At 40.8% G+C, this 24,393-nt stretch carries 20 protein-coding genes and 3 pseudogenes; 18 read left to right on the plus strand and 5 right to left on the minus strand.

Going from position 1 to position 24,393, the window contains the following annotated elements:
- Nucleotides 1-65: 65 nt before the first annotated feature.
- From QUD05_RS27035 to QUD05_RS27045, 3 genes are all read left to right on the plus strand, one after another.
- On the plus strand, nucleotides 66-854 hold the full coding sequence (locus QUD05_RS27035) for a DUF1868 domain-containing protein (protein ID WP_289798768.1): 789 nt from the start codon (nucleotides 66-68) through the stop codon (nucleotides 852-854).
- A 153-nt stretch (nucleotides 855-1,007) separates the two neighbouring features.
- The gene (locus QUD05_RS27040) at nucleotides 1,008-1,259 is read left to right on the plus strand and encodes a hypothetical protein (protein ID WP_289798769.1); all 252 of its coding nucleotides are present in this window, start codon (nucleotides 1,008-1,010) and stop codon (nucleotides 1,257-1,259) included.
- Nucleotides 1,256-1,705, plus strand: a complete 450-nt coding sequence (locus tag QUD05_RS27045; RefSeq protein WP_289798770.1) for a type II toxin-antitoxin system VapC family toxin — start codon at nucleotides 1,256-1,258, stop codon at nucleotides 1,703-1,705. Before QUD05_RS27040 ends, QUD05_RS27045 begins: the two co-directional genes overlap by 4 nt.
- A gap of 144 nt (nucleotides 1,706-1,849) precedes the next feature.
- Here the strand turns inward: QUD05_RS27045 and QUD05_RS27050 are convergent, their stop codons facing one another.
- Together QUD05_RS27050 and QUD05_RS27055 are read right to left on the minus strand one after the other, a co-directional pair.
- Nucleotides 1,850-2,635 (minus strand): RDD family protein, encoded by a 786-nt coding sequence (locus tag QUD05_RS27050; RefSeq protein ID WP_289798771.1) that lies wholly within the window; start codon nucleotides 2,633-2,635, stop codon nucleotides 1,850-1,852.
- 45 nt (nucleotides 2,636-2,680) lie between these two features.
- Nucleotides 2,681-3,526: a hypothetical protein gene (locus tag QUD05_RS27055; protein ID WP_289798772.1), complete on the minus strand. Its 846-nt coding sequence runs from the start codon at nucleotides 3,524-3,526 to the stop codon at nucleotides 2,681-2,683.
- 80 nt (nucleotides 3,527-3,606) lie between these two features.
- On the opposite strand from QUD05_RS27055, the pseudogene QUD05_RS27060 reads away from it, so the two are divergent.
- From QUD05_RS27060 to QUD05_RS27105, 10 genes and pseudogenes are all read left to right on the plus strand, one after another.
- A pseudogene (locus QUD05_RS27060) lies at nucleotides 3,607-4,561 on the plus strand (stage II sporulation protein M).
- Nucleotides 4,562-5,075: 514 nt separating this feature from the next.
- A complete protein-coding gene (locus tag QUD05_RS27065; protein ID WP_289798773.1) occupies nucleotides 5,076-6,089 on the plus strand; it encodes a PstS family phosphate ABC transporter substrate-binding protein in 1,014 nt (337 codons plus the stop codon).
- A gap of 111 nt (nucleotides 6,090-6,200) precedes the next feature.
- Nucleotides 6,201-7,115 (plus strand): phosphate ABC transporter permease subunit PstC, encoded by a 915-nt coding sequence (gene pstC, locus QUD05_RS27070; RefSeq protein ID WP_289800095.1) that lies wholly within the window; start codon nucleotides 6,201-6,203, stop codon nucleotides 7,113-7,115.
- 1 nt (nucleotide 7,116) lies between these two features.
- Entirely contained in the window at nucleotides 7,117-8,040 is a 924-nt protein-coding gene (gene pstA, locus QUD05_RS27075; RefSeq protein WP_289798774.1) for a phosphate ABC transporter permease PstA, read from the plus strand.
- Nucleotides 8,034-8,829 (plus strand): annotated as a pseudogene (gene pstB / locus QUD05_RS27080) (phosphate ABC transporter ATP-binding protein PstB). Before pstA ends, pstB begins: the two are co-directional and overlap by 7 nt.
- A gap of 820 nt (nucleotides 8,830-9,649) precedes the next feature.
- Nucleotides 9,650-10,429 (plus strand): phosphate ABC transporter ATP-binding protein, encoded by a 780-nt coding sequence (locus tag QUD05_RS27085; RefSeq protein ID WP_289798775.1) that lies wholly within the window; start codon nucleotides 9,650-9,652, stop codon nucleotides 10,427-10,429.
- A gap of 186 nt (nucleotides 10,430-10,615) precedes the next feature.
- Nucleotides 10,616-11,890, plus strand: a complete 1,275-nt coding sequence (locus QUD05_RS27090; protein ID WP_289798776.1) for an IS1/IS1595 family N-terminal zinc-binding domain-containing protein — start codon at nucleotides 10,616-10,618, stop codon at nucleotides 11,888-11,890.
- 81 nt (nucleotides 11,891-11,971) lie between these two features.
- A complete protein-coding gene (locus QUD05_RS27095) occupies nucleotides 11,972-12,676 on the plus strand; it encodes an SDR family oxidoreductase (protein ID WP_289798777.1) in 705 nt (234 codons plus the stop codon).
- A gap of 106 nt (nucleotides 12,677-12,782) precedes the next feature.
- Nucleotides 12,783-13,841, plus strand: a complete 1,059-nt coding sequence (hppD, locus tag QUD05_RS27100; protein ID WP_289798778.1) for a 4-hydroxyphenylpyruvate dioxygenase — start codon at nucleotides 12,783-12,785, stop codon at nucleotides 13,839-13,841.
- A gap of 102 nt (nucleotides 13,842-13,943) precedes the next feature.
- A complete protein-coding gene (locus QUD05_RS27105) occupies nucleotides 13,944-14,636 on the plus strand; it encodes an HAD family hydrolase (protein ID WP_289798779.1) in 693 nt (230 codons plus the stop codon).
- Between the two features lie 295 nt (nucleotides 14,637-14,931).
- Here the strand turns inward: QUD05_RS27105 and QUD05_RS27110 are convergent, their stop codons facing one another.
- A complete protein-coding gene (locus tag QUD05_RS27110; RefSeq protein WP_289798780.1) occupies nucleotides 14,932-15,558 on the minus strand; it encodes a CPP1-like family protein in 627 nt (208 codons plus the stop codon).
- A gap of 646 nt (nucleotides 15,559-16,204) precedes the next feature.
- Here QUD05_RS27110 and QUD05_RS27115 point away from each other — a divergent pair.
- Nucleotides 16,205-16,924: a response regulator transcription factor gene (locus QUD05_RS27115; RefSeq protein ID WP_094348795.1), complete on the plus strand. Its 720-nt coding sequence runs from the start codon at nucleotides 16,205-16,207 to the stop codon at nucleotides 16,922-16,924.
- A gap of 673 nt (nucleotides 16,925-17,597) precedes the next feature.
- Here the strand turns inward: QUD05_RS27115 and QUD05_RS27120 are convergent.
- Nucleotides 17,598-17,789, minus strand: a pseudogene (locus QUD05_RS27120) (DUF2811 domain-containing protein); the annotation flags it as partial.
- Between the two features lie 483 nt (nucleotides 17,790-18,272).
- Here QUD05_RS27120 and QUD05_RS27125 point away from each other — a divergent pair.
- Together QUD05_RS27125 and QUD05_RS27130 are read left to right on the plus strand one after the other, a co-directional pair.
- Nucleotides 18,273-19,535: an MFS transporter gene (locus tag QUD05_RS27125; protein WP_289798781.1), complete on the plus strand. Its 1,263-nt coding sequence runs from the start codon at nucleotides 18,273-18,275 to the stop codon at nucleotides 19,533-19,535.
- A 161-nt stretch (nucleotides 19,536-19,696) separates the two neighbouring features.
- Nucleotides 19,697-20,590, plus strand: a complete 894-nt coding sequence (locus QUD05_RS27130) for a phosphotransferase family protein (RefSeq protein WP_289798782.1) — start codon at nucleotides 19,697-19,699, stop codon at nucleotides 20,588-20,590.
- Nucleotides 20,591-20,706: 116 nt separating this feature from the next.
- Here QUD05_RS27130 and hisIE read toward each other — a convergent pair whose 3' ends face one another.
- Nucleotides 20,707-21,357, minus strand: coding sequence for a bifunctional phosphoribosyl-AMP cyclohydrolase/phosphoribosyl-ATP diphosphatase HisIE (hisIE, locus tag QUD05_RS27135; protein ID WP_289798783.1), 651 nt, complete (start codon nucleotides 21,355-21,357; stop codon nucleotides 20,707-20,709).
- 230 nt (nucleotides 21,358-21,587) lie between these two features.
- Between hisIE and hemL the strand changes: the two genes are divergently transcribed.
- Complete coding sequence (hemL, locus tag QUD05_RS27140) at nucleotides 21,588-22,886, plus strand: glutamate-1-semialdehyde 2,1-aminomutase (protein ID WP_289798784.1); 1,299 nt, start codon at nucleotides 21,588-21,590, stop codon at nucleotides 22,884-22,886.
- 583 nt (nucleotides 22,887-23,469) lie between these two features.
- Complete coding sequence (locus QUD05_RS27145; RefSeq protein WP_289798785.1) at nucleotides 23,470-24,390, plus strand: polysaccharide deacetylase family protein; 921 nt, start codon at nucleotides 23,470-23,472, stop codon at nucleotides 24,388-24,390.
- Nucleotides 24,391-24,393: the final 3 nt, after the last annotated feature.

Raw genomic sequence — 24,393 nt, forward strand, 5'->3', positions numbered from 1 at the left:
ATCATTTTCTTAATCGGGGTAATTTTCCCTAAAATCTATCAAGTGAGAGCGTGAGGCTATGAAGATTGGACGACAACTATCAAACTTACTTAAATCGGTTAGCAAGACTGACGCTGCCAGAAGCCTACAGATCCCAAGCCCAGCATATTCAGGAATCTTCTAAATTTCAGCTAGATTCTGGGTTGAGACAAGCGGCATCCTTTCCTGGCTATACGCTAATTACCCCGTCAGCAGAAGAAGAATCACACAATTCTGATTTCTATGCCAAATTACAGACTTATCAACAGGAACTTTTACAGTTGCCTGTAAACCGTAATTTGATTGTACCTGTACCTCCTGCTAGCTTCCATCTGACTTTAGCCGATTTAATTTGGGACAATGCTTACCTTGATGCCTACGAAAAAAATCCTAAATTTGACGAGGAGTTACACTCTTGTTTAGCTGAAATATTTCAAAAATATCAACAATTGATGACAAACAGGAGTCATCCAATTAAATGGCAAATGCTGGGACTAATACTGATGCCAAGAGCTGTAGCCATTTGTTTAGTCCCCCAAGATGAACGCTGTTACGAGGAAATTATTCAATTTCGTCGAACAATTTATCAAAATCCCAAGTTAATTGCCTTGGGTATTGAGCAGCATTATCACTTCACAGCCCATGTTACATTAGCCTATTTTGGGGAGGTTCCGTCTGACCTAGACCGCATAAGCTTCAGCACCATGCTTTCTCAATTGAATGAAGAATGGCTGTTGAATTTGCCAGAATTTTTGATCGATCGTGTCGAATTGCGAAAGTTTGACAACATGACACGCTATTATCGTGAACCAGACTGGCCGATTTTGGATTTTTAAGTAACTAGTTTAGTAGTTAGTAGTCAGTAGTTTCCACTTATTCACTGACAACTGACTACTAATGATTAGTTATTTCTGCCTTTTTGAAAGAATTAGGATATACCCAAGAGTAAAGACGCTAATATTTACAGATGTTGACAACGGGTTAGATTGATGAGTTCGTCACTCGAGAAAATTTTAAGCGAGATTGAGCAACTGACTCCAGAAGACCAATTGACGGTAATGGGGCATTTGGTAGAGCGCATAAAAAAGCATATTAACCAAGCCCAACCAAAACGCAAGTGGAGCGATTTGAAGGGTATGGCTCCCTATCCGCTATTGGGTGAGGATGCTCAGGAATGGGTTTCGCGGACTCGACAGGAAGGAAATGAGCATCGAGAACGTTTGTTGCGAGGAGAAGAATGAAGATTAGTGATGCATTAGCTAATGTTTCTCGCTTGTTTCTCGATACAGCACCCGTAATTTATTTTGTAGAACGCAATCCGCAGTTTGTGGATTTAGTCGATCCAATTTTTGAGCGATTGTCAACTGACATTACAGCAGTAGCATCTGGGATAACGTTATCAGAGTGCTTGGTAGGTGCTATACGTCTGGGGTTAGCTGACTTAGAGCAAGCTTTTGTCGATGTGTTGCAACAAGAACAAGTGGTTTTTGTGGAGATTAATGCTGCTATTGCGCGAGAAGCTGCGAGAATTCGGGTACGTTATAACCTTCAGTTACCCGATGCGTTGCAGGTGGCGGTGGCAATAATTGCTCGTTGTGAGGCGTTTTTGACTAATGATGCAGCTTTGAAGCGGGTAACGGAATTGAGGGTTTTGGTGGTGTGTGAGTTGGAAAGCGAAAACCCGTAATATACGCGCTTGACGATCGCTTACAGTGCTAGTTGAAGTGGTTAGCGGTAATTGTCTAAAAATAATTAGCTCAAAGATAAATCCTATGATTTTGTCTTTTAGGTAAACCTAGCTTTTGTCAATGCTCTAAACAAAATCTCCAGCCTAAAATTTCGGTTGTTGATAACCGAGGTAAATTGCTTCTAAAAAAACATCAGGCGTAACAGCTTCTGGCAATTTTTCTAAATTAATAATAGCTTTAACTTGCTCGGCTAGCTTTAGAGATAGTGAGGCTCTTGCCTTTAACGACATTGCACCACGTCGCTGTAAATACTCACGAATCACAGCAAAATCATCTGGCATCAATTGCGATAACTCGGCAATTTCGATTAACTGTTCATGAAGTCCTTTTGCCTGTTCTGAAATTGTCAATCTGGTAGATGCAGTCGGTGCTTGGGCTTGAATGACAATTGTGCCAGCAGCCAAATCACCTAAGCGCTTTTCGCGGCTACCCAGCATAATTAAAAAAGCGCCAATAAATAAAGTTTCATCAAAGGGCCGCAGTAAAGCACGTAGCGTTGCTTGTTGTAACCCGATGAGTCTACCATCATCTCGAACTACGCGAATTTTAGCAAAGCGTTTACCAGGGGTTTCCCCAAACCATAAGGTTTCAAAAAATACAAAATAGCCGATATAAATTGCAAAGGCGATAATGAAGAAAATTGCTAACAGCCAAATATCTAAACTTGTTAAATTTTTAAAAAAATATTCAACAAAATTTAACAGCTGCGTCGAGAAGACACTCCAAGTAAGGACAAACAGAAGCAAAGTTACACCCAACACTGTATAGTCAATCAGGAGTGCCAAAGCTCGATTACCAATTCCCGCTAGAGTAAATTCCAACTCTACACTTTCTGGAGTTTGGAATGTGATGCGATTAAAAAAGCGCATATTTTAACTAATTCAAAATTAATAGAGTTGGATTAAGATGTTGAGTTAACGAAAATCTTGCGAGGGAGGTTCTCGTAATTGTAAACCTAGACCTTCACGCCGACTACGCAAGTCCAAGTATAAAACAGCTTTTAGTGCTTGCCAGAATGGCATGACTAAAACTCCACCGATCAAGCTTCCAATCACAGAAATAATATACACAATCGAGTAAATAGCAGTACCAGGCTCAAGTTTGATTAGGAATAAGCTAGGTATATAGTTTAATACAAACACCAACGGCAATGTAACGATAAAAGCAACTAAAACAATGGCTTGAATGCGAAATACTGAGGCTTTAGTTAGCTCCCAACTTCTGGCAACACTTTCGCCACCATTGATATTTTCCTCAACTGCTAAGGGCACTTCAGCTACAATCCAACGGGAGTAGAACCAGGTTAGTCCTAACAATATAATCCCTGCCGTTACAATTATTACCAATGTTGTTATGACTATAATGCCTGAAGTACCTAATATTCCTCCTAATGCTACTCCGATCAAGCTAGCTACTACACCACCCACGATCGCTAATCCAATATAAATTATCAGCAAAGATATACCTACTTGGAAAGCAACTCTTAAAAAAGACCAAAGACGTGGATTAACATGGCTGCGGGCAGTTTGAACACTTTCAGGCTGGTAAATCAATTCTCCAAAAGCCAAGCGTGAAATTAGTCCAGAAATGGCTGCATATTTTGCCCAACCATACACAGGAACTAGAACCCACAAGTGCGCGATCGCAGCTAGATTAAGATAAGTCTTCAAATGAGAACGATACAACCGTACCGCAGCACTGACAACGTTACCGATACTCAGTGGTTGTATCTGGCCGGAAGATCCAAAGTTTTCAGACATAATGGTAAATTTCCCTTGAAATTACGGAGATGAATTTGAGGCTATCTTAAGCTAAGTTAAACTCAGTGTTCCCAAAATTCATGAATATTCAACGTTGGATTGCGCGACGAGAACCGAATTGGCAGCGTTTAGATGCCCTATTAAGGCAGATAGAAAAAAAAGGGTTAAAGTCCTTACGGGCAGCAGAAATTAGAGAGTTAGCGAGTTTGTATCGTTCTGTAGCAGCAGATTTAGCACGTGCCCGCACTCAGCAAATCGGCAATACTTTAATCCAAAGTTTACAATCTTTAACAACTCGTGCCTATACGCAGATTTACCAAGGTTCGCGGCGACAAGAATGGCAGGCAATCCGAGAATTTTATCGTTGGGGATTACCATCTGTAGTCCAGAAAACATTTGTATATATTGCTGCGGCAACGGCGCTGTTTTTATTAGGCGCACTAGTGGCTTGGTGGTATTCCTGGCAAAACCCCAGTTTTATGCCTTTGATTGTACCTGAAAGCTTGATTACCAAAGTACGAGATGAGCATAAATTATGGATGGGTTCAATTGTCGGTGTTGAACCTCTGGCATCCAGCGGCATCGCAATCAATAATTTGTCGGTGTCTTTTGGGGCTGTCGCTAGGTGGCATAACGGCTGGAGTATACACAGCCTATTTGATGGTATTTAATGGTTTATTAATTGGTGCTGTTAGTACTTTAGTTGGTCAAAATAATCTGGCTTATCCTTTTTGGGCCTTTGTATTTCCGCATGGTTCTTTAGAATTACCCGCGATCTTTTTTGCTGGGGGTGCGGGATTTTTATTAGCAAGAGCAATTTTATTTCCTGGTAAATATCGCCGTGGGGATGCACTGAAATTCTATGGTTATCAAGCAGTGCAGCTAGTATTTGGGATTGTACCAATGTTGATTATTGCTGGTGCGATCGAAGGCTTTTTCTCCCCAAATCCTAATGTACCTGATGCAATTAAATATTTGGCAGGGATAGGATTATTTATACTTTTTGTAATGTATTGTAGCCGCAAGAAAGCATGAAATATTCAAGTTGACATACTCACCGAGAAAGAAGGGTCGGTGATACTGGAGTAATGAGTAATAAGTAATGAGTAATAAGTAATGAGTAATGAGTAATGAGTAATGAGTAAATACCTATTTCTCATCCACTCATTACTCATGTAAAACACTACACTCAATCCCAACTTGAGTAGTCAACAATGAAATGGCGCTTCTGTAGCTTGCTGACCGCAGGGGTATCCCCGATTCATTGATTCTGACTCCTGAATTCTGAATTCTTCTTCAAATATTTGATCTTACTAATGTACTGGTATTTGCTGCTTACATAGCTCAGTGCGGCTATATTTTTGCTGAAGAATATATCAATTCTGATTAATCTTTAATTAACTAAAATTTAACTCATGCATTAACTACTCATGTCATCTTATTGACTATGGACATTCCGTTTATTCACTAAAGTTTTAACTTGAAAAAGTAGTTATGTCTTGAGGCGAATTAGCGGAAATTCAATGTCCAACAAACTAGGAATTTTGTTATGAAAAAGATGAACTTTAAGCTTAATAGCCTGACAGTATTAGGTATAGTCTCATTAGTGACCGCCACCTTTGGTCTATCAATATCTGCCGTTCATTCCCAAAGCGTCAGCACAGTTACGGTTGATGGTTCTAGTACCGTTTTCCCAATTACGGAAGCAGCAGCAGAAGACTTCCAAAAGGCACAAAGCGGTAGAGTGAGAGTTACAGTAGGCGTTTCTGGTACTGGCGGCGGCTTCAAAAAGTTCTGTCGTGGCGAGACAGACATCTCCGGTGCATCTCGCCCCATCTTACAAAAAGAAATCGATGCTTGCAAAGCTGCGGGTATTCGTTATGTTGAGCTACCAGTAGCTTATGATGCTTTGACAGTGGTAGTTCACCCTCAAAATTCCTGGGCAAAAAATCTCACAGTCGCCGAATTGAAGAAAATTTGGGAGCCTGGGGCACAGGGAAAGGTCAAAAGTTGGAATCAGGTTCGTAATGGATTCCCCAATGCACCTCTGAAGTTGTTTGGCCCTGGTGCAAACTCTGGAACCTTCGACTACTTTACTGAGGCTGTTGTTGGCAAATCGAAGTCTAGTCGGGGTGACTTTACTGCTAGCGAAGATGACAACGTACTTGTACAAGGTGTTAGCCGTGATAAGAACGCCCTTGGTTACTTCGGTTATGCCTATTACGCAGAAAACAAAAATAAACTGAAGGCAGTGCCAATCAACGGTGTATCGCCCTCAGAAACAACAGTTAAAAATGGCACTTACAGTCCGCTATCTCGCCCCATTTTTATCTATGTTAGTTCCAAGTCTATTGACAAGCCAGAAGTAAAGCAGTTTGTGCAATTTTACTTGCAAAATGCAGCTAAGTTTTCTCAAGAAGTAAAATACGTTGCTCTGCCAGCGTCAGCATACACTACCGCCCAGAATCACTTCAATAAGAAGAGATATGGCACGATTTTTGGTGGTCAAGAATCAGTTGGGCTAAAAATTGAAGAATTATTAAGCCGTGAAGCCAGAGAATAAGCCTAATTGTGATTTTTGAATTAGTTCAAAATCTGCAATTTATCAAAGGGAGGTGTAGTACCTCTCTTTGTGTATTTAAATTCATCATCCAAAGAGCGATCGCATTCCAGCATGAGTAGTGTAGAACAAACTCAACTCTCTCGAAAGCTAGTGCGTGATTTGCAAGAACGGGCAATAGAGTCTGTCTTGTTTCTAGCGGCACTTTCTTCTGTGGCAACTACAGTAGCAATTCTTGGTATCTTATTTTACGAGTCAATTCTATTTTTTCAACAAGTATCTTTATGGAAATTCCTTACAGATACTCAATGGACACCATTATTTGATGATAAGCACTACGGTATTTTACCTCTGGTGACAGGAACATTAGTCACTACATTTGTTGCTTTATTAGTGGCAGTACCGCTAGGTACGATTATTGCTATTTACTTGAGTGAATTTGCTTCACCCATCGTTCGGGAAATTGTCAAGCCAGCTTTAGAATTGTTGGCGGGTATTCCTACAGTAGTTTACGGTTATTTTGCGCTCTTATTTCTCACACCATTGTTACAGGTAATTTTGCCAGATTTACCTGGTTTTAGTATGTTAAGTGCGGGACTCGTCATCGGTATTATGATTATTCCTTATGTCAGTTCCCTGAGTGAAGATGCCATGCGTACAGTACCCGCACATATACGCGAAGCCTCTTATGCAATGGGGGCTACCCGTTTCCAGACAGCTTTGCGAGTCGTATTACTGGCTTCTATTTCTGGGATCTCTGCGGCTTACATTTTGGGGATTTCTCGTGCGATCGGTGAAACGATGATAGTGGCTATTGCTGCGGGTGGACAACCTAACTTGACCCTTAACCCGATGGAACCAGCCGCTACCATGACAGCCTACATTGTATCGGTGAGTCTCGGCGACCTACCTCATGGCAGCCTGGAATATCAGACTATCTTTGCAGTTGGACTGACGTTAGTCTTAATGACTTTAGTCTTCAACATCATTGGTCATTTTCTCACCAAGCGCTATCGAGAAATTTATTGATATGACAACTCTTAATATTCAAGAAGTCCGTAAGACTATTAGCCGGAATAAGCGATCGCAATATATTTTCAACATTATTGGCATCTTGTCAATGCTGTTTGGTATTGTCACATTACTGGCACTATTATTTGATTTAATCATCGATGGTTTTCCACGTCTTTCGTGGCAATTTTTGACTTCGTTTCCTAGTCGCAGAGCGGAAGAAGCAGGCATCCTCTCAGCTTGGGTGGGAACATTATTAGTAATGTTTGTAACGTCTTTAGTAGCCATACCCATCGGCATAGCATCAGGTATTTACTTAGAAGAGTATGCCCGAAAAAATTGGTTGTCTGATGTAATTGAAATTAATGTCACCAACTTAGCTGGTGTTCCCTCGATTATTTACGGACTTTTGGCTTTGGGTGTATTTGTTTATGGGTTCAACTTCGGCCGAAGCATTATTACTGCTGGGTTTACCTTGGCGTTATTGGTTTTACCAGTGGTGATCGTTTCTACCCGTGAAGCTCTGCGTGCTATACCAAATAGTATCCGTGAAGCTGCTTATGCAACAGGGGCTTCTAAGTGGCAAATGATTTGGGATCATATTTTGCCTTACTCAACAGGCACAATTCTCACTGGGATTATTGTTGCCTTGGCACGAGCTATTGGTGAAACTGCGCCCCTAATTACCATTGGTGCGCTGACATTTATAGCCTTCTTACCAGAACCACCAATTACTGAGCAGTTTCCCTACATCTCATTCTCTTGGTTACTCGCTCCGTTTACAGTTATGCCCATTCAAATGTTCGATTGGGTATCTCGTCCTCAAGCTGAGTTTCAGGTGAATGCAGCAGCAGCAGGTATTGTTCTAATTGCCATTACTTTGGCTATGAATGCTGTAGCAATTTATATCCGCTATCGTTTACGCAAAAAAATCAAATGGTAGAAATTGCATCATCAACCCTAGAAAAATCCATCAAAGCTTCGGTCAATTATCTGAATTTCTACTACGGTGGAACAGTCCACGCTCTCAAAGACATTAATATGTCAGTGGGTGAAAAACAAGTAACGGCACTGATTGGGCCCTTCTGGATGTGGTAAAACCACCCTGTTACGTTGTTTTAATCGAATGCACGATCTTTACCCTGGAAATAGCTATAAAGGGGAAATCACTCTCGAACCAGATGGGATTAACCTGCTCAGTAATAAGGTTGACCCAATTGAGGTACGAATGCGGATTAGTATGGTGTTTCAAAGACCTAATCCCTTTCCTAAGTCCATTTATGAAAATGTAGCTTACGGTTTGAAGGTGCGGGGTGAATCGAAACGTGCAATCCTTGATGAAAAAGTAGAGAAAGCTTTGCATGAAGCAGCTTTGTGGAATGAAGTCAAGGATCGTCTAAATGATTTAGCTTTTAACCTTTCTGGTGGTCAACAGCAGCGGTTGTGTATCGCCCGCGCTTTGGCGACCGATCCTGAGATTGTTCTATTTGATGAGCCGACATCAGCCTTAGACCCCATAGCTACCGCCAGTATTGAAGAGTTGATCGATCAATTGAAAGAAACGGTGACGATTTTGATTGTCACTCACAATATGCAGCAGGCCGCTCGTGTTTCTGATTACACTGCGTTTATGTATTTAGGTGAGTTGGTGGAATTTGATCGCACAGAAAAGATTTTTAATCACCCCTTGAAGCAACAAACGGCAGACTATGTGAATGGTCGTTTTGGATAAGAATATTTTATAGAAAACTCAAAGCTTGCTATATCTGGTTTCTCGCCCCTTCAAGCGATGCCTAGGTTGGACAGAGCGATCGCACTTTGCGAAAATAGAACCAGTTCAGCTAAGAATGATAATCACTTAAAAATTGCGAAAAAGCGCCTGCGATCGACAGGCGCTTTATTTTTTCCGTAGGAAATTTAATGATGATTAGAGTTTTGGCTCTTCAGTACTTTTTATGGAAAACTAGGTTCAAAATCCTTGAAAGCCTTATTCCGTAGACATTTCTCTCACAATCATGGCATAATTCTTTGTAACCTTTATAAAAAATTTTCAACTAGAACTATAACAACAGAAAAACATAATTTAAAATATCATCATTGTTGAGGCATTTTTTAGCAACTAATCTTTTTAATGAGGATGTACTAATCCAATGATTCAATTAAGTAGAATTACAAAGCGCAAAAATTATAAAAATGAGATACAATTTTAATTTTTAAAATACCCTTTGCTTTTTACTGATAATATTTTTATCAATTTGTCAGAAAGGTTAAGTCATGAAAATATGACGAGTCAGGGCAAGCAATCTTTCTACTTCCCTCCTTAACCAAGAGGTATTAGTCAATGTGGAGAAGGTGCTAGAAAAACGTCTGTAAAAAATAAATTTTGGAACACAGCATTATATAAATATCTACTAACCACTTATCTGCTGCACGACTACTGTATAACTACGTAATTTCTATGAATATCTCATTTTAGCAGTAACATAGTGAAACAGCATTGCTAATTTGTACTGTTTTACTTGATCAAGTTTTATTTCACACGTTTTGGGAATATGAGTAAACTAATTCCAGCCATCAGAGTCAAAAACTTCAGCTTCTCTTACGACACTCAAAAGATAGTTGAAGGCGTGTCAATGGATATTTACCAAAACCAAGTCACGGCAATTATTGGTTCTAGTGGTTGTGGGAAGTCTACTTTTCTTAAATCGTTAAATCGCATGAGTGAATTAGAAGCAGAAATAAAGGTTGAAGGAAGAGTAGAATTTTTTGGGCAGAGTATTTATGAGCGTCGTGTCAACATCAATCGCTTACGTCGCCAAGTTAGTATGGTTTTTCCCAAACCAAATCTTTTTCCCATGAGCGTTTACGATAATGTTGCTTATGGGGTGAAGTTAGTTGGATGGCATCCGAAAGTAGAATTAGATGGAATTGTTGAATCTGCCATCAAAGCTGCCGAACTTTGGGATGAAGTGAAAAATAAGCTGCACAAATCTGCTTTAGAGCTTTCTGGTGGTCAACAGCAAAGATTATGTATTGCTCGTGCTTTAGCAGTCAAGCCGAATGTTCTTTTGATGGATGAGCCTTGTTCAGGTCTCGATCCTATGGGTAGTATGAAAATCGAGAATTTGATCCATAATTTGCGTTCTGAGTTGACAATTGTGATTGTTACTCACAATATGCAGCAAGTTACTCGCCTATCTGATTTTACGGCTTTCTTTTATAGTAATGAAAATCGGATTACTCAAATGGTTGAATTTGGTACTACCAATAAAATCTTTACTAACCCTGTGGATGCTCGCACCCGCGATTATGTTTTCGCTCGTGTCGGTTGAAGTGTTTCTTAAATTCTAGCTATTCAGAGGATTAATACATAGTGCAAGCGGAAATGAAGAATTAAATTGAATTTCCGCTTGTTTTCAGTTGTTATGGTGTTAGGCAATGCAATCTGATATTGACAGTATTTTTTTATACTATATATTTAAAGACAAGTATTTGCTCTAGACCACCTGAATCATAAAATGAAATGTCCCCGGTGCGAATCTACTTCATATCGTAAAAATGGTCGTCGGAATGACAAACAGAATTACCTCTGCAAAAATTGTGGTAAACAATTCCTAGAACCTGCATTCTCTCGTTCCTTAGAAACTGACTTGCTTGCTAACAGCAACGGACACACTAAAGTATCTAAGGCTGAAACGACGGAACTTTCTTTAGCAAAAAACCTGCCAGAAGAAAAAATCACAGAGAAAAGCCTTGACTCTTTGAGTTTGACATTAGCGGAACAACTGCTGCAAACGATATTATCGCCTAGTTGGTTAGAATCTGCTGCTTTCAGCCAATTTATCCAAAAAATTCAACAAAAACCGGAAATAAACTATCAACTAGAAACAGGGATATCGCTTCTACTTTTGGATGCAGAAAACTTAAAACTAGATATTAATTCAGAATTGTTTTTAGCTAGTGTCTGCAAATATCCCCTCCAATTTAAAATGGCATTTGCTAACTGGAAAAATCCCAGTATTGGAAAGCAAGACATTGAACTATATAACCGTGGCTATCAACTTGTCCATGTCCCAGAGGGTAAGAATAGTGCTGATGCAAAAATGATCGCTTTCGGTGCTTGTATTGTACGTTCTTATCCAACAGTTAAAGAAATATTAGTCTGTTCTAGCGATGGAATTTTAATTCACCTTTGCAACGAACTCCAAAACCAAGGATTAGTTGTCTATTGGATACGTAGACAAGGGCAAACTTTACATATAGAAAACCGGAATACTGGCAAATTAACTCATTATTCCTTAACAATGTCAACAGAAGTTCCATCCTTGGAAAAGGTGGTTGAGCAAATTCAAGATTTAATTAAAAATGAACAAGATTCAATCAATACTCGATTACACAGGTTAACAACTATTACGAGTTTATTTCAAGAAAGATCCAATATTACTAATAAATCTAATCATAAGCAACCAGAAAGTGAGGAAATTATCCCTATTATAGATAATTTATCTGTACAATCTATTCAAGAAGATTCTGCGGAAATCCCTACTGAAAAAACATTAGATAAATTATTATTAAAAATTATTCAAGATATACAAATAAAGTCTCCCCAAACTCAAGTGTCTGTGTCCAAACTAGGCTCAGAGTTACGGAGAATAACCGGAGAATCTCCTAATTCAATTATTAAAAAATTAAAGTTAGGTTCCAGTTTTACCAAATATCTAAAATCATCTTCCACATTTACATTAAAGGCGAGTGGCAAGGAATATGAGGTAATGGCGCTACTCTCCGAATAGATACTTTCTGGATGTTTACGTACAACCTGAGTCTGTAATTCTGTATTATGTAAAAAGATGTAAATAAATGTAAATAATACAATGCAGGATAAAGTTGTTGTTATCGTCGGTGCTACTGGTGGTATTGGTTCAGCTTTAACACAAAAACTTGCGCCTACCGGAGTTCGGTTGGTACTAGCTGCCAGAGATGCGGTACGTTTAACCACACTGGCTGCTGATTTACCAGGACAAGTTTTGACTGTTCCCACCGATATTACTGACCCCAAACAGGTAGATACTTTGATAGAAAAGACGATCGCTGAGTTTGGTCAAATTGATATTTTAGTGAATGCAGCTGGTGCTGGTATACTCAAGCCCTACAACAGCCTAGAACCCGCTGATTTAGACAAGATGTTAGATGTCAACTTAAAAGGTAGCTTTTACACCACTCAGGCGGCTGCTGAAGAGATGCAAAAGCGCAAGTCTGGTCACATCTGTAATGTAGTAGGAGTTCTGGGCAAGCATTCGATGGGGATGGCGGCGGCTTATTCGGCTTCTAAGTTTGGTGTTGTCGGTTTTAGCAAGTGCATGGCAGAGGAACTCAAGCGTTTTGGTATCAAGTTCACGCTATTCTACTTTGGTGGGGTAGATTCTCCTTTTTGGGATAACGTCAACCTAAAAGTAGACCGAAAAAAAATGCTCAGTCCTGAAACTGCTGCCAATGCGATTTTCTTTGCTCTTTCTGCCGAACCGCAAGCTGTGCCAATGGAAATTAACATTCAACCTGATAGTCATTTGTTCTTTTAAAGGCAGAGTGCGCCTAGATAATTCTTGCTTAGGAAGGACGTGAAAATCTAGCAAAAAAGGCAAAATTTACAGATATATAAACTGTTATGCTGGATTTTCAATATCTATGAAAATTGATCACGTTCATTTCTATGTAGAAGATGCCAAAGTGTGGCGGGATTGGTTTGTACGCCATCTTGGTTTTCAAGCAGTAACCGACGATCGCATCAGTTCATTTCACACTTGTACAGAAGTGGTTAAAAATGGTGATGTCTGCTTTTTTCTGTCTTCAGCACTGTTACCTACAAGTCCAGTAGCGGAATTTCTGCGTCAATATCCACCGGGTGTGGCAGATGTCGCTTTTGCTGTCGAAGATGTCGAAGGCGCGATCGCACTAGCTCAAAAACATGGTGCTACAATCCTACAACCCATCCAAGAACGCCAGGTAGGTACGGCGTTCATCAAATGTGGCAAAATTGCCGCCTGGGGTGGATTGACTCATACTTTGATAGAAAGGTCATTGGTTTTTGACAAAGGACAAATGACAAGTGACAACACTTTTATCGCCATAGATCACGTAGTGCTGAACGTGGCGGTTGGTGAATTGGAAAATGCTGTGGCTTGGTACGAAAAAATTCTAGATTTTCAACCCCAACAGGCATTTAAAATTAAAACCAATCGCTCTGCTTTACACAGCCAGGTGATGGTTTCGCGCAACGGTAGCGTCCAATTGCCAATTAATGAACCTGCTTCCAAGAATTCTCAAATTCAGGAATTTCTAGATGTCAATCGGGGGTCAGGAATTCAACATATTGCTTTGCGAACAACTAATCTTGTAAGTGCGATCGCTAAATTTCGTGCCAGTGGTTTATCCTTACTCTCGGTTCCCCAAACCTATTACACCCAGTTAAAACAGCGTCCAGGACTTACACTATCACCCTTAGAACTGGAAGCGATCGCTCAACAAGAAATTCTCGTAGACTGGCAAGAATATACTTCTTTAGAGGGGGGAAATACTGCACCCTTATTACTACAGATTTTCACCCAGCCTATTTTTGAAGAACCGACATTTTTCTTTGAGTTTATTGAACGCCGTTTCCAAGCTCAAGGTTTTGGCGAAGGCAATTTTCGCGCCTTATTTGAAGCTATTGAAAGCGAACAAATCAAACGCGGTACTTTGCAATAATGCCTGAGTGCAAAATATCAATTGAAATTAGCTAAACTTGATAGTTTCCAAAAATAGCCATACATCTGAGATAATCTTAATAAAAATTAACTTTTTCCGCCGATGCTAAGACTGATTACTGACTTCGACGGTCCAATTATTGATGTTTCCGAACGGTACTACCGTGTTTATCAATTTTGCTTAGATAAAACCCGTCGCCCAGATCAAGTAGTGCAAGAACTTCCGAAAGCGGAATTTTGGCAGTTAAAGCGATCGCGTGTTCCTGAAAAACAAATCGCCTTAAATTCCGGGTTGGACGAAGCCCAAGCTCAAGAATTTTCCCAATTGCGGCGGCAAACGGTTCATACAGAAGCTTACTTTAACTATGACACCCTCGCGCCTGGTGCTGTGGATGCACTGTTAAAAATTCAACAAGCTGGAATTGATTTAGCAGTTATGACGATGCGCCGAGTTAGAGAACTAGATTATGCCTTTAAAAAATACGATTTAGGTAAATTTTTCCCAGAAAATCGTTGTTATTGCCTGAGTAACGACTACGTTAAAACTCGCGATATTGAAGATAAGCCCTTGTTAATGGCTAGGGCATTAAAAGAACTCCCTCCGGCTGCTGATACCTGGATGGTGGGAGATACGGAAGCCGACATCACCGCTGCGAAAAATTATGGTATTAAGGTGATGGCTGTAGAATCTGGGATTCGCGATCGCACCCAACTAGAACTTTATCACCCCGACTTAATCGTTCAGGATTTCAGCACTGCTGTAGATATAGTTCTAAAACCTAAAGACTTGGTATAAAAAGGCTTTGTAGCTGCAACAGATTCAATGATATCATGTCCGCCAAATTACCCATAATAAAATAACCCCACCTCCAACCCCTCCCCGCCTGCGGGGAGGGGAGACAAAGCACAGCTTTGGCGGGGTTGGGTTCTTCGGGTTTAATAAGCAATCAAGCGGACATGATATGAATCAGAAATTCAGGTTGCAAATTAAAATAGGAGTCAGAATGGGTATTCTGACTCCTGACTTTTTTATCTTAGAAGAACACACATAAACCATGTCTTCTTTATACAAACCTGCTTACGGCAGTGGTTTAACGTAGAAAACTACTAACTAACCACAACAATATAAACGTCACTACAGTAGAGAACTGATTTGTTTCCAGACTGATAAATGATATTTGTGGTAAGAGCCAGCTAGCAACTAGTCCTCCAGCGATTAGGCCAATTATTAAACTGACCAGGGTGAACAAAACTGCTCGGCCAAATTTGCCTTCCTTGCGATTAAGAAAGTAAATACTAGTGCCTACGCCAACCACCAATGCTAACTGCAAAACCTGATCGCCTCCCTCTGGATAGAACAGGCTAATAGAACTCAAACCGAGAAACCAAGCTCCTGGTAAGAGTATATCCGCAGGAGTTGGCTGATCCAGCATCCGTTGCAGCCATGCGGGTGACTGCTCGCGAGGGGTTGGACTTTCTTTAGGAGGCGATTGTACTCGCAACTCTGGAAACCGTATCCGCTCAGGGACTTTGATTTTACCTTCCTGGCGCATCCGTAAGCGATCCATTAAAATCGCATCGTAAGCAGCCTCAATCACTTCTAAATGCTTGGCATCGCCATTATGTTGCTCGAATAGGCGATTACGAGCATCCTGAATTTCATCGAAGCTAGCCTCTTCTGATACCCCAAGTTTTTCGTAGGGATTTTGATCGCTCATGGGAGTTTGTTACTTCAGCCTCAGTCAGCGGCAGTCTTTTATCGAAAAAAACAGCTTTAGGTTTTATTTTGATCGAAACTAAAGTCTCGATCTATTTATATGCCCTACCAGGATAGTAGCACGGGTTAGTTTGATCGACTTTGTAATTTCAACTATAGTCACTTTAACATATCGCTATAACTCCGTGTATACCCTCATGTCGTTGTCTAATTCTGGCTCTAATCTAGAATTTGAACGGAGAGTACCTAAAAGTGATGGTTTTTATGAAAAAATCAACTTTAATGTTTCAAATCTGGCAACTTACTGTGCCCTAAAAGAGTTTTTTTTAATTATACTGAATATCGCTTGTGGTATATATCCACATATCGATTTAAAATTGAAACGTTTTAAGTTACCACCTAACGGGGATTGAGAAGGTGTCTTGCTATCAAGAACGGTTGCAGTTAAAGTCAGAGCGCTTATATACTGTTGGCTAACAGAAGTTTCGCCTTCTAATTGCCCACAATCCTGATTAGAGTATTTATTCTTGAGCGATCGGGATTGTTATACCGTAGCCATGTAGATTCTTAGTTAGTCCTAAAGTGGCAACTGCGTTTTTACGCAATTCTCTTGTTAATCTTACGAATTTTTGTGCAAAGTAATGGTCATGGCTCCTGCCAAGATTCTTGTAGTTGACGACGACCCTGCGGTTCGGAATTTAATCCAACGCTTTTTGATTAAACAGAACTATCAGGTGGAGGCTGCCGAAGACGGAAAGACAGCCTTAAATCTATTTGAGCAATTTAACCCTGATTTGGTGATTCTAGATGTGAATTTACCAGATGTCACAGGGTTTAACCTCTGCCAAGAGATGCAAAGTCGTAATGGTGTTTTTGTTTTGATGTTGACTAGCCGTGCTGACGAAGCTGATAAAATTCGCGGCTTTGCTAAAGGTGCTGACGACTATCTCACTAAGCCTTTTGGACTAGGAGAGCTAGAAGTCAGAGTCGGAGCTATTTTGAGGCGTCAGCGAGTGATAACTACGGCCGAGCAGAAACGCTTGGTATTTGAAAAACTTATGATCGATCCAGTGCGACGGGAGGTAGCACTTAATAACCAAGCAGTACCTTTAACTGCTCTGGAATTTGACTTGTTGCATTTTTTAGCTAGTCATCCAGGTCGAGTTTGGCGGCGGGCGGAGCTAATCCAAGAGGTGTGGGATTATGAATATGTCGGCGACCAGCGGGTTGTAGATGTTCATATTGGCCAAATTCGCAAGAAGATTGAAATTGATGCTAGTCAGCCAGCATTAATTCAAACTGTACGTGGCGTAGGCTATAAATTTGAATCTCCTGCTCATCCCCAACATTTGGAAGCCAAGTCCTAAGTTTATAGTCTGGAGTTTTTTAACTCTTGACTGTTTACTCTTGGGGTAGTGGTTGGTGAATTTTCTTGGTTTTAGTAACAGACAAATTTAGATAATCAAAATAAGTAGATATTTCTCAAATAGACGCCAAACAGTGATTTGAGATATTTATTTGTCTATCTATTTAAGATAGTGGACAGGGGAGAGAGTCCACTGGAAAAAATTTCTTGGTATGTTACCGTTTTGGTAGATATAACGGTGCTGAGATTAGACTTCATAGGGTAAATAGCTGTGCATTGGTAGCCAACTTAAGCTAAAGTCCTCTTGAAACCCCATTTCTAGCCTCTGTCTGGAAATGCTGCTCATTAGGCTGCTGCTGTAAGTCAGGGAAGCGACAGCCTCAAAATAGGTATTCCCAGTCTGAGACTAGAGAACAAAGGTAAATTTCAGCCCGTTACCAACTAGTTTTGGCAATAATAAGAGAAACTATTAGAACTTTTGTATGGATCGGAATCTACCGATCTTTTTTATTTTAATATTGCCGATCGCTATTAGCTTAAAATCCCTTTAATGGGGCACGGAATGCCGTGCCCCATTCATAAATAGGGAATAACGCCCTTCATACCAGTACCTATGGGGTGTCTAGTAAATTAGCTGTTGCTGGTGAGTCGGTACAGGGCATTTCTACTGTGGAGTGGTGGAACAAAGTTTCCAGATAGACTCGAGCAGCACGGCGATCGCTATCTCCATTTTGGAGTAAAAACAATGATAGTGCCGCCGTCAGTACTCTGTTTTCATCCCAATCGGGATGGGTTTCTAAGTAGTTTTTTAATGATTCGTGGAGTGTTTCAGGAATTTCTGTAAAGATGCTAACCGTTGATTTCATGAGATTTTCCTCCTATGAGGATAATCAAGAGGGACAAGTTGCTTGCGGTAAAGCGGTTNNNGGCTTTACAGCTCTTTCGCTATCCCGACAATCTGCACTTACATCTAATGTAATATATTTTACACATTTGATAGCAGTGGTTGAAAGGATTATAAAAGCAAGCCGCATCATTGTGCGCCAAGAGGGGGTGGGTTTGTCAATGCTGCGAAATGTTAAAAACGATGGTATAAAAAATAAATGCGAACGAAAGAATAGGTATTTGAGTCCACTTTTTGTTACTTTACTTTATAAAAACTCAGTCCTTAAACTTCTTTGCTGCTTGTAATCAACAATCCCCAGTAAGACAGTAAGAAGCCTATTAGCTCGTATAGCACCTGTGGAAAACTGCTAAAATCCCTGTGGAAACCCTGTGGAATGAATGAGGAAAATAGTAACCAATGATAAGAATTACAAAAATGTCATCAAACTATGACATTTAAGCTCATGAAATTAGCTTCTCAATCGCAGTTATCATCGTGGTTGCCTTCGATACATCCCCAGGTCTGGATTTTCGCAATTGGGAGATTTCTCTCGGAAGTTGGTACCAGCTTTACCCTGTTTTATGCGCCCATCTTTTTTGTTAATCAACTTGGTTTATCTGCAACCAGTGTTGGGGTAGCCTTGGGTAGCGCCTCGATTTCCGGCATTATAGGGCGGATTGCGGGTGGTTCTTTGGCTGATTCTGAAGATTGGGGACGCCGCCGCACTTTGTTGCTAGCGACGGCGATTTCAGCAATTGCTTCTCTAGTTTTAGCTGCAACCGATAATTTTACTTCTTTGGTAATCGGTAGCAGCTTGATTAGCGGTTTAGGGATAGGTTTCTATTGGCTAGCAGCTGAAGCTGTGGTTGCTGACGCCAGCCAAATTGACAATCGCCGCGAAACTTTTGCGATCGCCAGACTAGCTGATAATCTGGGGTTAGCGATCGGAATTGTGCTAGCAGGGTTTTTGATTGCGATAATTGGGAGTTATCGCTGGCTATTTGTGATTGATGCCATCTCTTTTATGGTATTTTTTGGAGTTGTGTATTTAGGGATTAGTGAAACTGAACACCAGCAGATAGAGGAACCTGAAAAGACAGAACTTTTTGCTGCTTGGATGGCAGTATTAAGAGATGGGCGTTTCCTAGTCTACATAGTAGTTAATATATTTTTTACAATCTATATTTCTCAAATCCACAGCACCCTACCGCTTTACTTCAAAAACTTTGTTTTTGTCGAAAGTACCACCAAGGGATTTACTGAAACTACCATTAGCGGACTATTTGCTTGGCATCTAGTGTTCGCAATTATTTGTCAGTTGCCTGTCACCAGCATTTTAAAACGCTGCTCTCACACACTTGCGCTCACTGTTTCCGCGATTTTCTGGGCAATTGGTTTCGGACTGATTTGGGTTAGCGGTATAGCCCCATCTCATCATCTGCTTTGGGTAACATTGGCATTGGGAGTATTTGCTGTGGCGATTGTTTCTTATACCCCATCTGCTGCCTCTTTAGTGACTGAGTTAGCCCCAGAAAATCAACGCGGCGTGTATTTTTCTATCAACGCTTTGTGCTGGGCTATTGGCTCTTTTATTGGTCATCCCTTGGGTGGATGGGCATTAGATCGACCACAAATTATTACTAATACTTACTGGCTAGGCTTCATTTTGAGCGTAGCGATCGCTGCGGCAATTTTACAGTACCTGAATCGAATTTTGGCTGATTAATCACCAAAATGGTATTATATCCATGTTTAGCGATTTTTTAGGGAGTTAAATACAGTGGTACGTTGATACAACAAACAGGCAAATCATTATAAGTTGCTGCGATCGGCTAAAAATCCGATAAATTCTGATTTTTGTTTGTTGTGATTGCGTCAGGATTTACTGTGAATATTCCTTCCTCGTATCTCGAAAAAATTCGTGCTGTCTATCCCAATATCTCTGTTAAGCATCTTGACTTTAATCAAGATGGAATGGTTAACGATGTGGTGATTGTTAATCATGAGCTTGTATGTCGCTTTACCAAAGATGATTGGGGAAAACAGGTACTTTCCCATGAATCTAAGGTGTTGGAAGTGGTGCAAAAGTATGTTGAACTGCGAGTTCCGCACTTTGAACACCTGGAAGAAGACTTTGCTAGCTACAGATTTATTAAAGGTGAACCGCTATCTCGTAACACCTTGCTAAAGCTGAGTGAAGCATCGCAAGCGTGTATCATCTCCCAACTAGCCAGATTTCATCAGCAATTACACAGCATCCCCTATGAAGTTTTAGTTAATGCTGAGGTATCTTCATCTGGTGCAGAACGTTCTCATGAAGATTGGTTGCAGCTGTATGAGCAAGTTCAGGAAACTCTCTTTCCTCACTTATGGCGTCATCAGCAAACTTGGATACATGAACTTTTTACGCCCGTAATTACAGGTGAACTTGACCTCAACTACACACCCGTACTGATAGATGGCGACAAGCCAGTGTATCACATTCTATTTGACCCGATTTCAGAAAGCATCAGCGGTCTGATTGATTTTGGTACAGCTGGTTTGGGAGATGCAGCTTGTGATATTGCAGTGCAACTCGGTAATTACGGTGAAAGTATTGTGCGGCGTATGGAAAGCGACTATCCGATGTTACCAGATGTCATCGACCGGGCGCGTTTCTGGATGGGGACACTTGAACTTCAGTGGGCTTTGGCTGGAGTAAAGTTTAACCATATCTCATTGTCATTGGCACATATTGGTTTAGCCAGAGAGGTTCAACCTTTAGGTACACGCTTAAGTTAACCTGCCATAGCCAATAACAAAGGGCACGCTTGTTTAATTTTAGAGACTGACAGAGTTGGGGAAAAAGTTGTTTATCTACACATTCCCCTACTCGCTCATTCATTTGTCTACATTCTTTATTGACGACGTTCTTGGAGTTTGCGATATACCGATTTTAAATCCACTTGATGGTGAGCTAGGGCGACCAAAGTATGATATAGCAAATCAGCCACTTCACCTGCGATCGCATCTTCTTCATTATCCTTAAAAGCCATTACCACCTCAGCAGTTTCCTCACCAATCTTTTTCAAAATTTTGTTATCGCCACCTGCGAATAGTTTACAGGTATAAGAACTTTCAGTAGGATTGTCGCGGCGATCGCATATTATTTGAAACAATTGCGACAATGTATCTCCTGGAGGTGCAGCAATTTTTCCTTCTATTTGGTGAAAGCAACTGCGCTCTCCAGTATGGCAGGCAACATCTCCTAATTGTTCTACGCCAATGAGCAGGGCATCACTATCACAGTCATAACGGATACTTTGTACTTTTTGGATATGCCCAGAAGTCGCTCCCTTGTGCCACAATTCTTGCCGGGAACGACTCCAAAACCAAGTTTCTTCAGTTTCTAAAGTTTTTTGTAACGACTCCTGATTCATCCACGCCATCATCAGGACAGTACCATCTAGATAGTCTTGGACAATTGCAGGCACTAGACCCCGTTCATCGTAGCGAATTTTCTCAACCGGGATAGTGTAATGCAGCGATCGCGAATCGTTAGAAGACATACCAGCTAGTTTGCTCTCATGAGAATAATTTATGGATTCACGATACCATTCAAAATAGGGCAGCTGGTATGTTTTTTTGAATTAAATATCTAAAGTCAAGTCTTCAATTGGACTTGCATAACATAATGTTATTTTTTTGGTTCCGCTAATTTTATAGGATAGAAATTCTAAGCAGTGTTTGACCCTATCCTAAGATAGAGCTTTTTATTGCCCACTGTTAGGAGAGAACTTTGGTAAATACCACAATTAAAACAACAAAATCACAAGAAGTCTTCGCCGCTGCTCAAAATCTCATGCCCGGAGGAGTCAGTTCTCCAGTTCGTGCCTTTAAATCTGTGGGCGGACAACCCATCGTTTTTGATCGTGTCAAAGGCGCTTATATTTGGGATGTAGATGGCAATAAATACATAGACTATGTAGGCACTTGGGGCCCAGCTATTTGTGGTCATGCTCATCCAGAAGTCATTGCAGCGTTGCATGAAGCTTTAGAAAAAGGCACCAGTTTTGGCGCTCCCTCAGTCCTAGAAAATGTTTTGGCAGAAATGGTCATTGATGCCGTTCCTAGTATCGAAATGGTCAGATTTGTTAACTCTGGAACTGAAGCCTGTATGGGAGTTTTGCGACTGATGCGGGCTTTTACCAACCGGGAGAAAATCATCAAGTTTGAAGGTTGCTACCACGGACACGCCGATGCGTTTCTAGTAAAGGCGGGTTCTGGTGTTGCTACACTTGGTTTGCCAGACTCACCGGGAGTACCTAAATTAGCAACTAGCACTACTCTAACTGCACCTTTCAATGACCTAGAAGCAGTCAGAGCTTTATTTGAAGAAAACCGTGACGAGATTGCCGGTGTGATTCTTGAGCCAGTCGTCGGCAATGCTGGATTTATCGCACCTGACGCTGGCTTTCTAGAAGGTTTACGAGAACTAACTCACGAGTATGGAGCGTTGTTGGTATTTGACGAAGTGATGACAGGCTTCCGCATTGCTTACGGTGGCGCTCAAGAAAAATTTGGCGTCACTCCCGATTTAACAACTTTGGGTAAGGTGATTGGTGGTGGTTTGCCAGTAGGGGCTTATGGTGGTCGTCGAGATATTATGTCAATGGTTGCGCCCGCCGGCCCCGTATATCAAGCTGGGACTCTTTCTGGTAATCCTTTAGCGATGACTGCTGGTATTAAGACTTTAGAATTGCTGCAAAAGCCAGGTACTTACGAGTCTCTTGAGCGGATTACTAAAAAGCTAGCAGATGGTTTGCTGCAAATTGCCAAAGAAAGTGGTCATGCAGCTTGCGGTGGTCAAATCAGCGCCATGTTCGGCTTATTCTTTACCGCCGGCCCAGTTCATAACTACGAAGATGCGAAAAAGTCTGATACAGCCAAATTCGGACGCTTCCATCGCGGGATGTTAGAGCGCGGTGTTTACTTAGCACCTTCTCAATTTGAAGCTGGGTTTACGTCTTTTGCTCACACTGAAGAAGACATTGAGCAGACTTTAGCAGTTGCACGGGATGTAATGTCTAGTCTGTAACCTTTTAAGGGTAAGGGATTTCCAAATAAAAATATCCTGTTAACTTCTGTGGGGTGGGTATCTTGCCCCACAAAATGGATGATTTATAGGAAGTCCCTTTTTTGAGACAGAAACAAGGGTGCGGAATTTTCAGACTCACTCTAAAGCATTATTTGCAGAATTTTCAGCAGTTAATGGTGTTCAATCCTCTGACGCTGCTGGGGATCGAAGAAATTTTTTAACAGGTCTGCTCTCTACCGTCATTACTCAATAAAGGTCACATCTTCGTCATCATTTCGCAATGGCTTCGTCAAGAGAATATGCAATATTTAGCCTACATTAAGATTCATAGTTAATGAGGCAGGATTAATAAATTATAGGGGGCTAAGTCCCTGGCAAATAAGAAGTGTCGAGTTTTGTGGCTCTTGTTTGGATTTCCGTTGCAAAACTTATATAAGGTATTTTTTCAGAGTCAGGGTTGGAGCTAACTTAAAAAAAATATACCAGTCATAACTGTAGCTTGTATGGCAAGGCTTACAGAGTAGAAAAAGCTGCCATAAGTATTGTGAAAAAAAAGACGGTTCGACATGGAAGGAGCTATGAAGTGGACGACAATAAGTCATTTTTTGGTCTGCAAAAAATATTAGTTACGTTGCTTGTCTTGAGTGGGAGTGTGAGTGTAAGCACGATGATGCTTATTAAGTCAAGCTCCTCTAATGCTCAAAGTACAGAGAATATAAATGTAAACAATCAACCAAGCAAAGTTGGAATTCAGCAGCAGATTGAAGAACTAAAAGCGACGATGCTTAGAAGTTGGCAGCAGCAAGTACAAACAAAAGGTTTTTCATATACTGTGCCACAGCGTTTTCAAGGAGCAATAGTTGATGCGGCAAAATTGACTCCCGAACAGAAAGTAATTGCGCTCACCTTTGATGATGGGCCATGGCCTGAAAGTACCGGGCAAGTACTAGATATTCTCAAAAAAAATCAGATTAAAGGGACATTTTTTCTGATTGGACAAAACGTGAAGAATTATCCAGGCTTAGTAAAGCGGGAGATTGCTGAGGGTCACGTAATTGGTAATCACACTTGGCATCATTGGTATCAATTCTTAAATCCACAAGCAGCTGCATATGAAATTGACCACACAGCAGACTTGATTTATCAAGTGACAGGGATTAAAACAAATTTATTTCGACCACCAGGGGGAATCATGCACAATGGGGTGGCTAGTTACGCTAGAAATAGCAAATATGCCATCATTCGCTGGTCATCTGACTCTGTAGACTACTCACGTCCTGCTGTACCAAAATTAATTAATAATGTGTTTAGGAGAGCCAAGCCAGGTGGAATTGTGCTAATGCATGATGGTGGTGGTAATCGCTCTAAAACTGTGCAAGCTTTACCAGAAATTATTGCCAACTTTCGGAAACAGGGCTATAAGTTTGTTACTATTCCTGAACTTTTAGAAATGCAAGATAAAGATCAAAAACTAACTGCAAACAAAAAAACCGTCCAAAACTAACAT

Source organism: Nostoc sp. GT001 (assembly GCF_030382115.1).
Taxonomy (GTDB): Bacteria; Cyanobacteriota; Cyanobacteriia; order Cyanobacteriales; family Nostocaceae; genus Nostoc.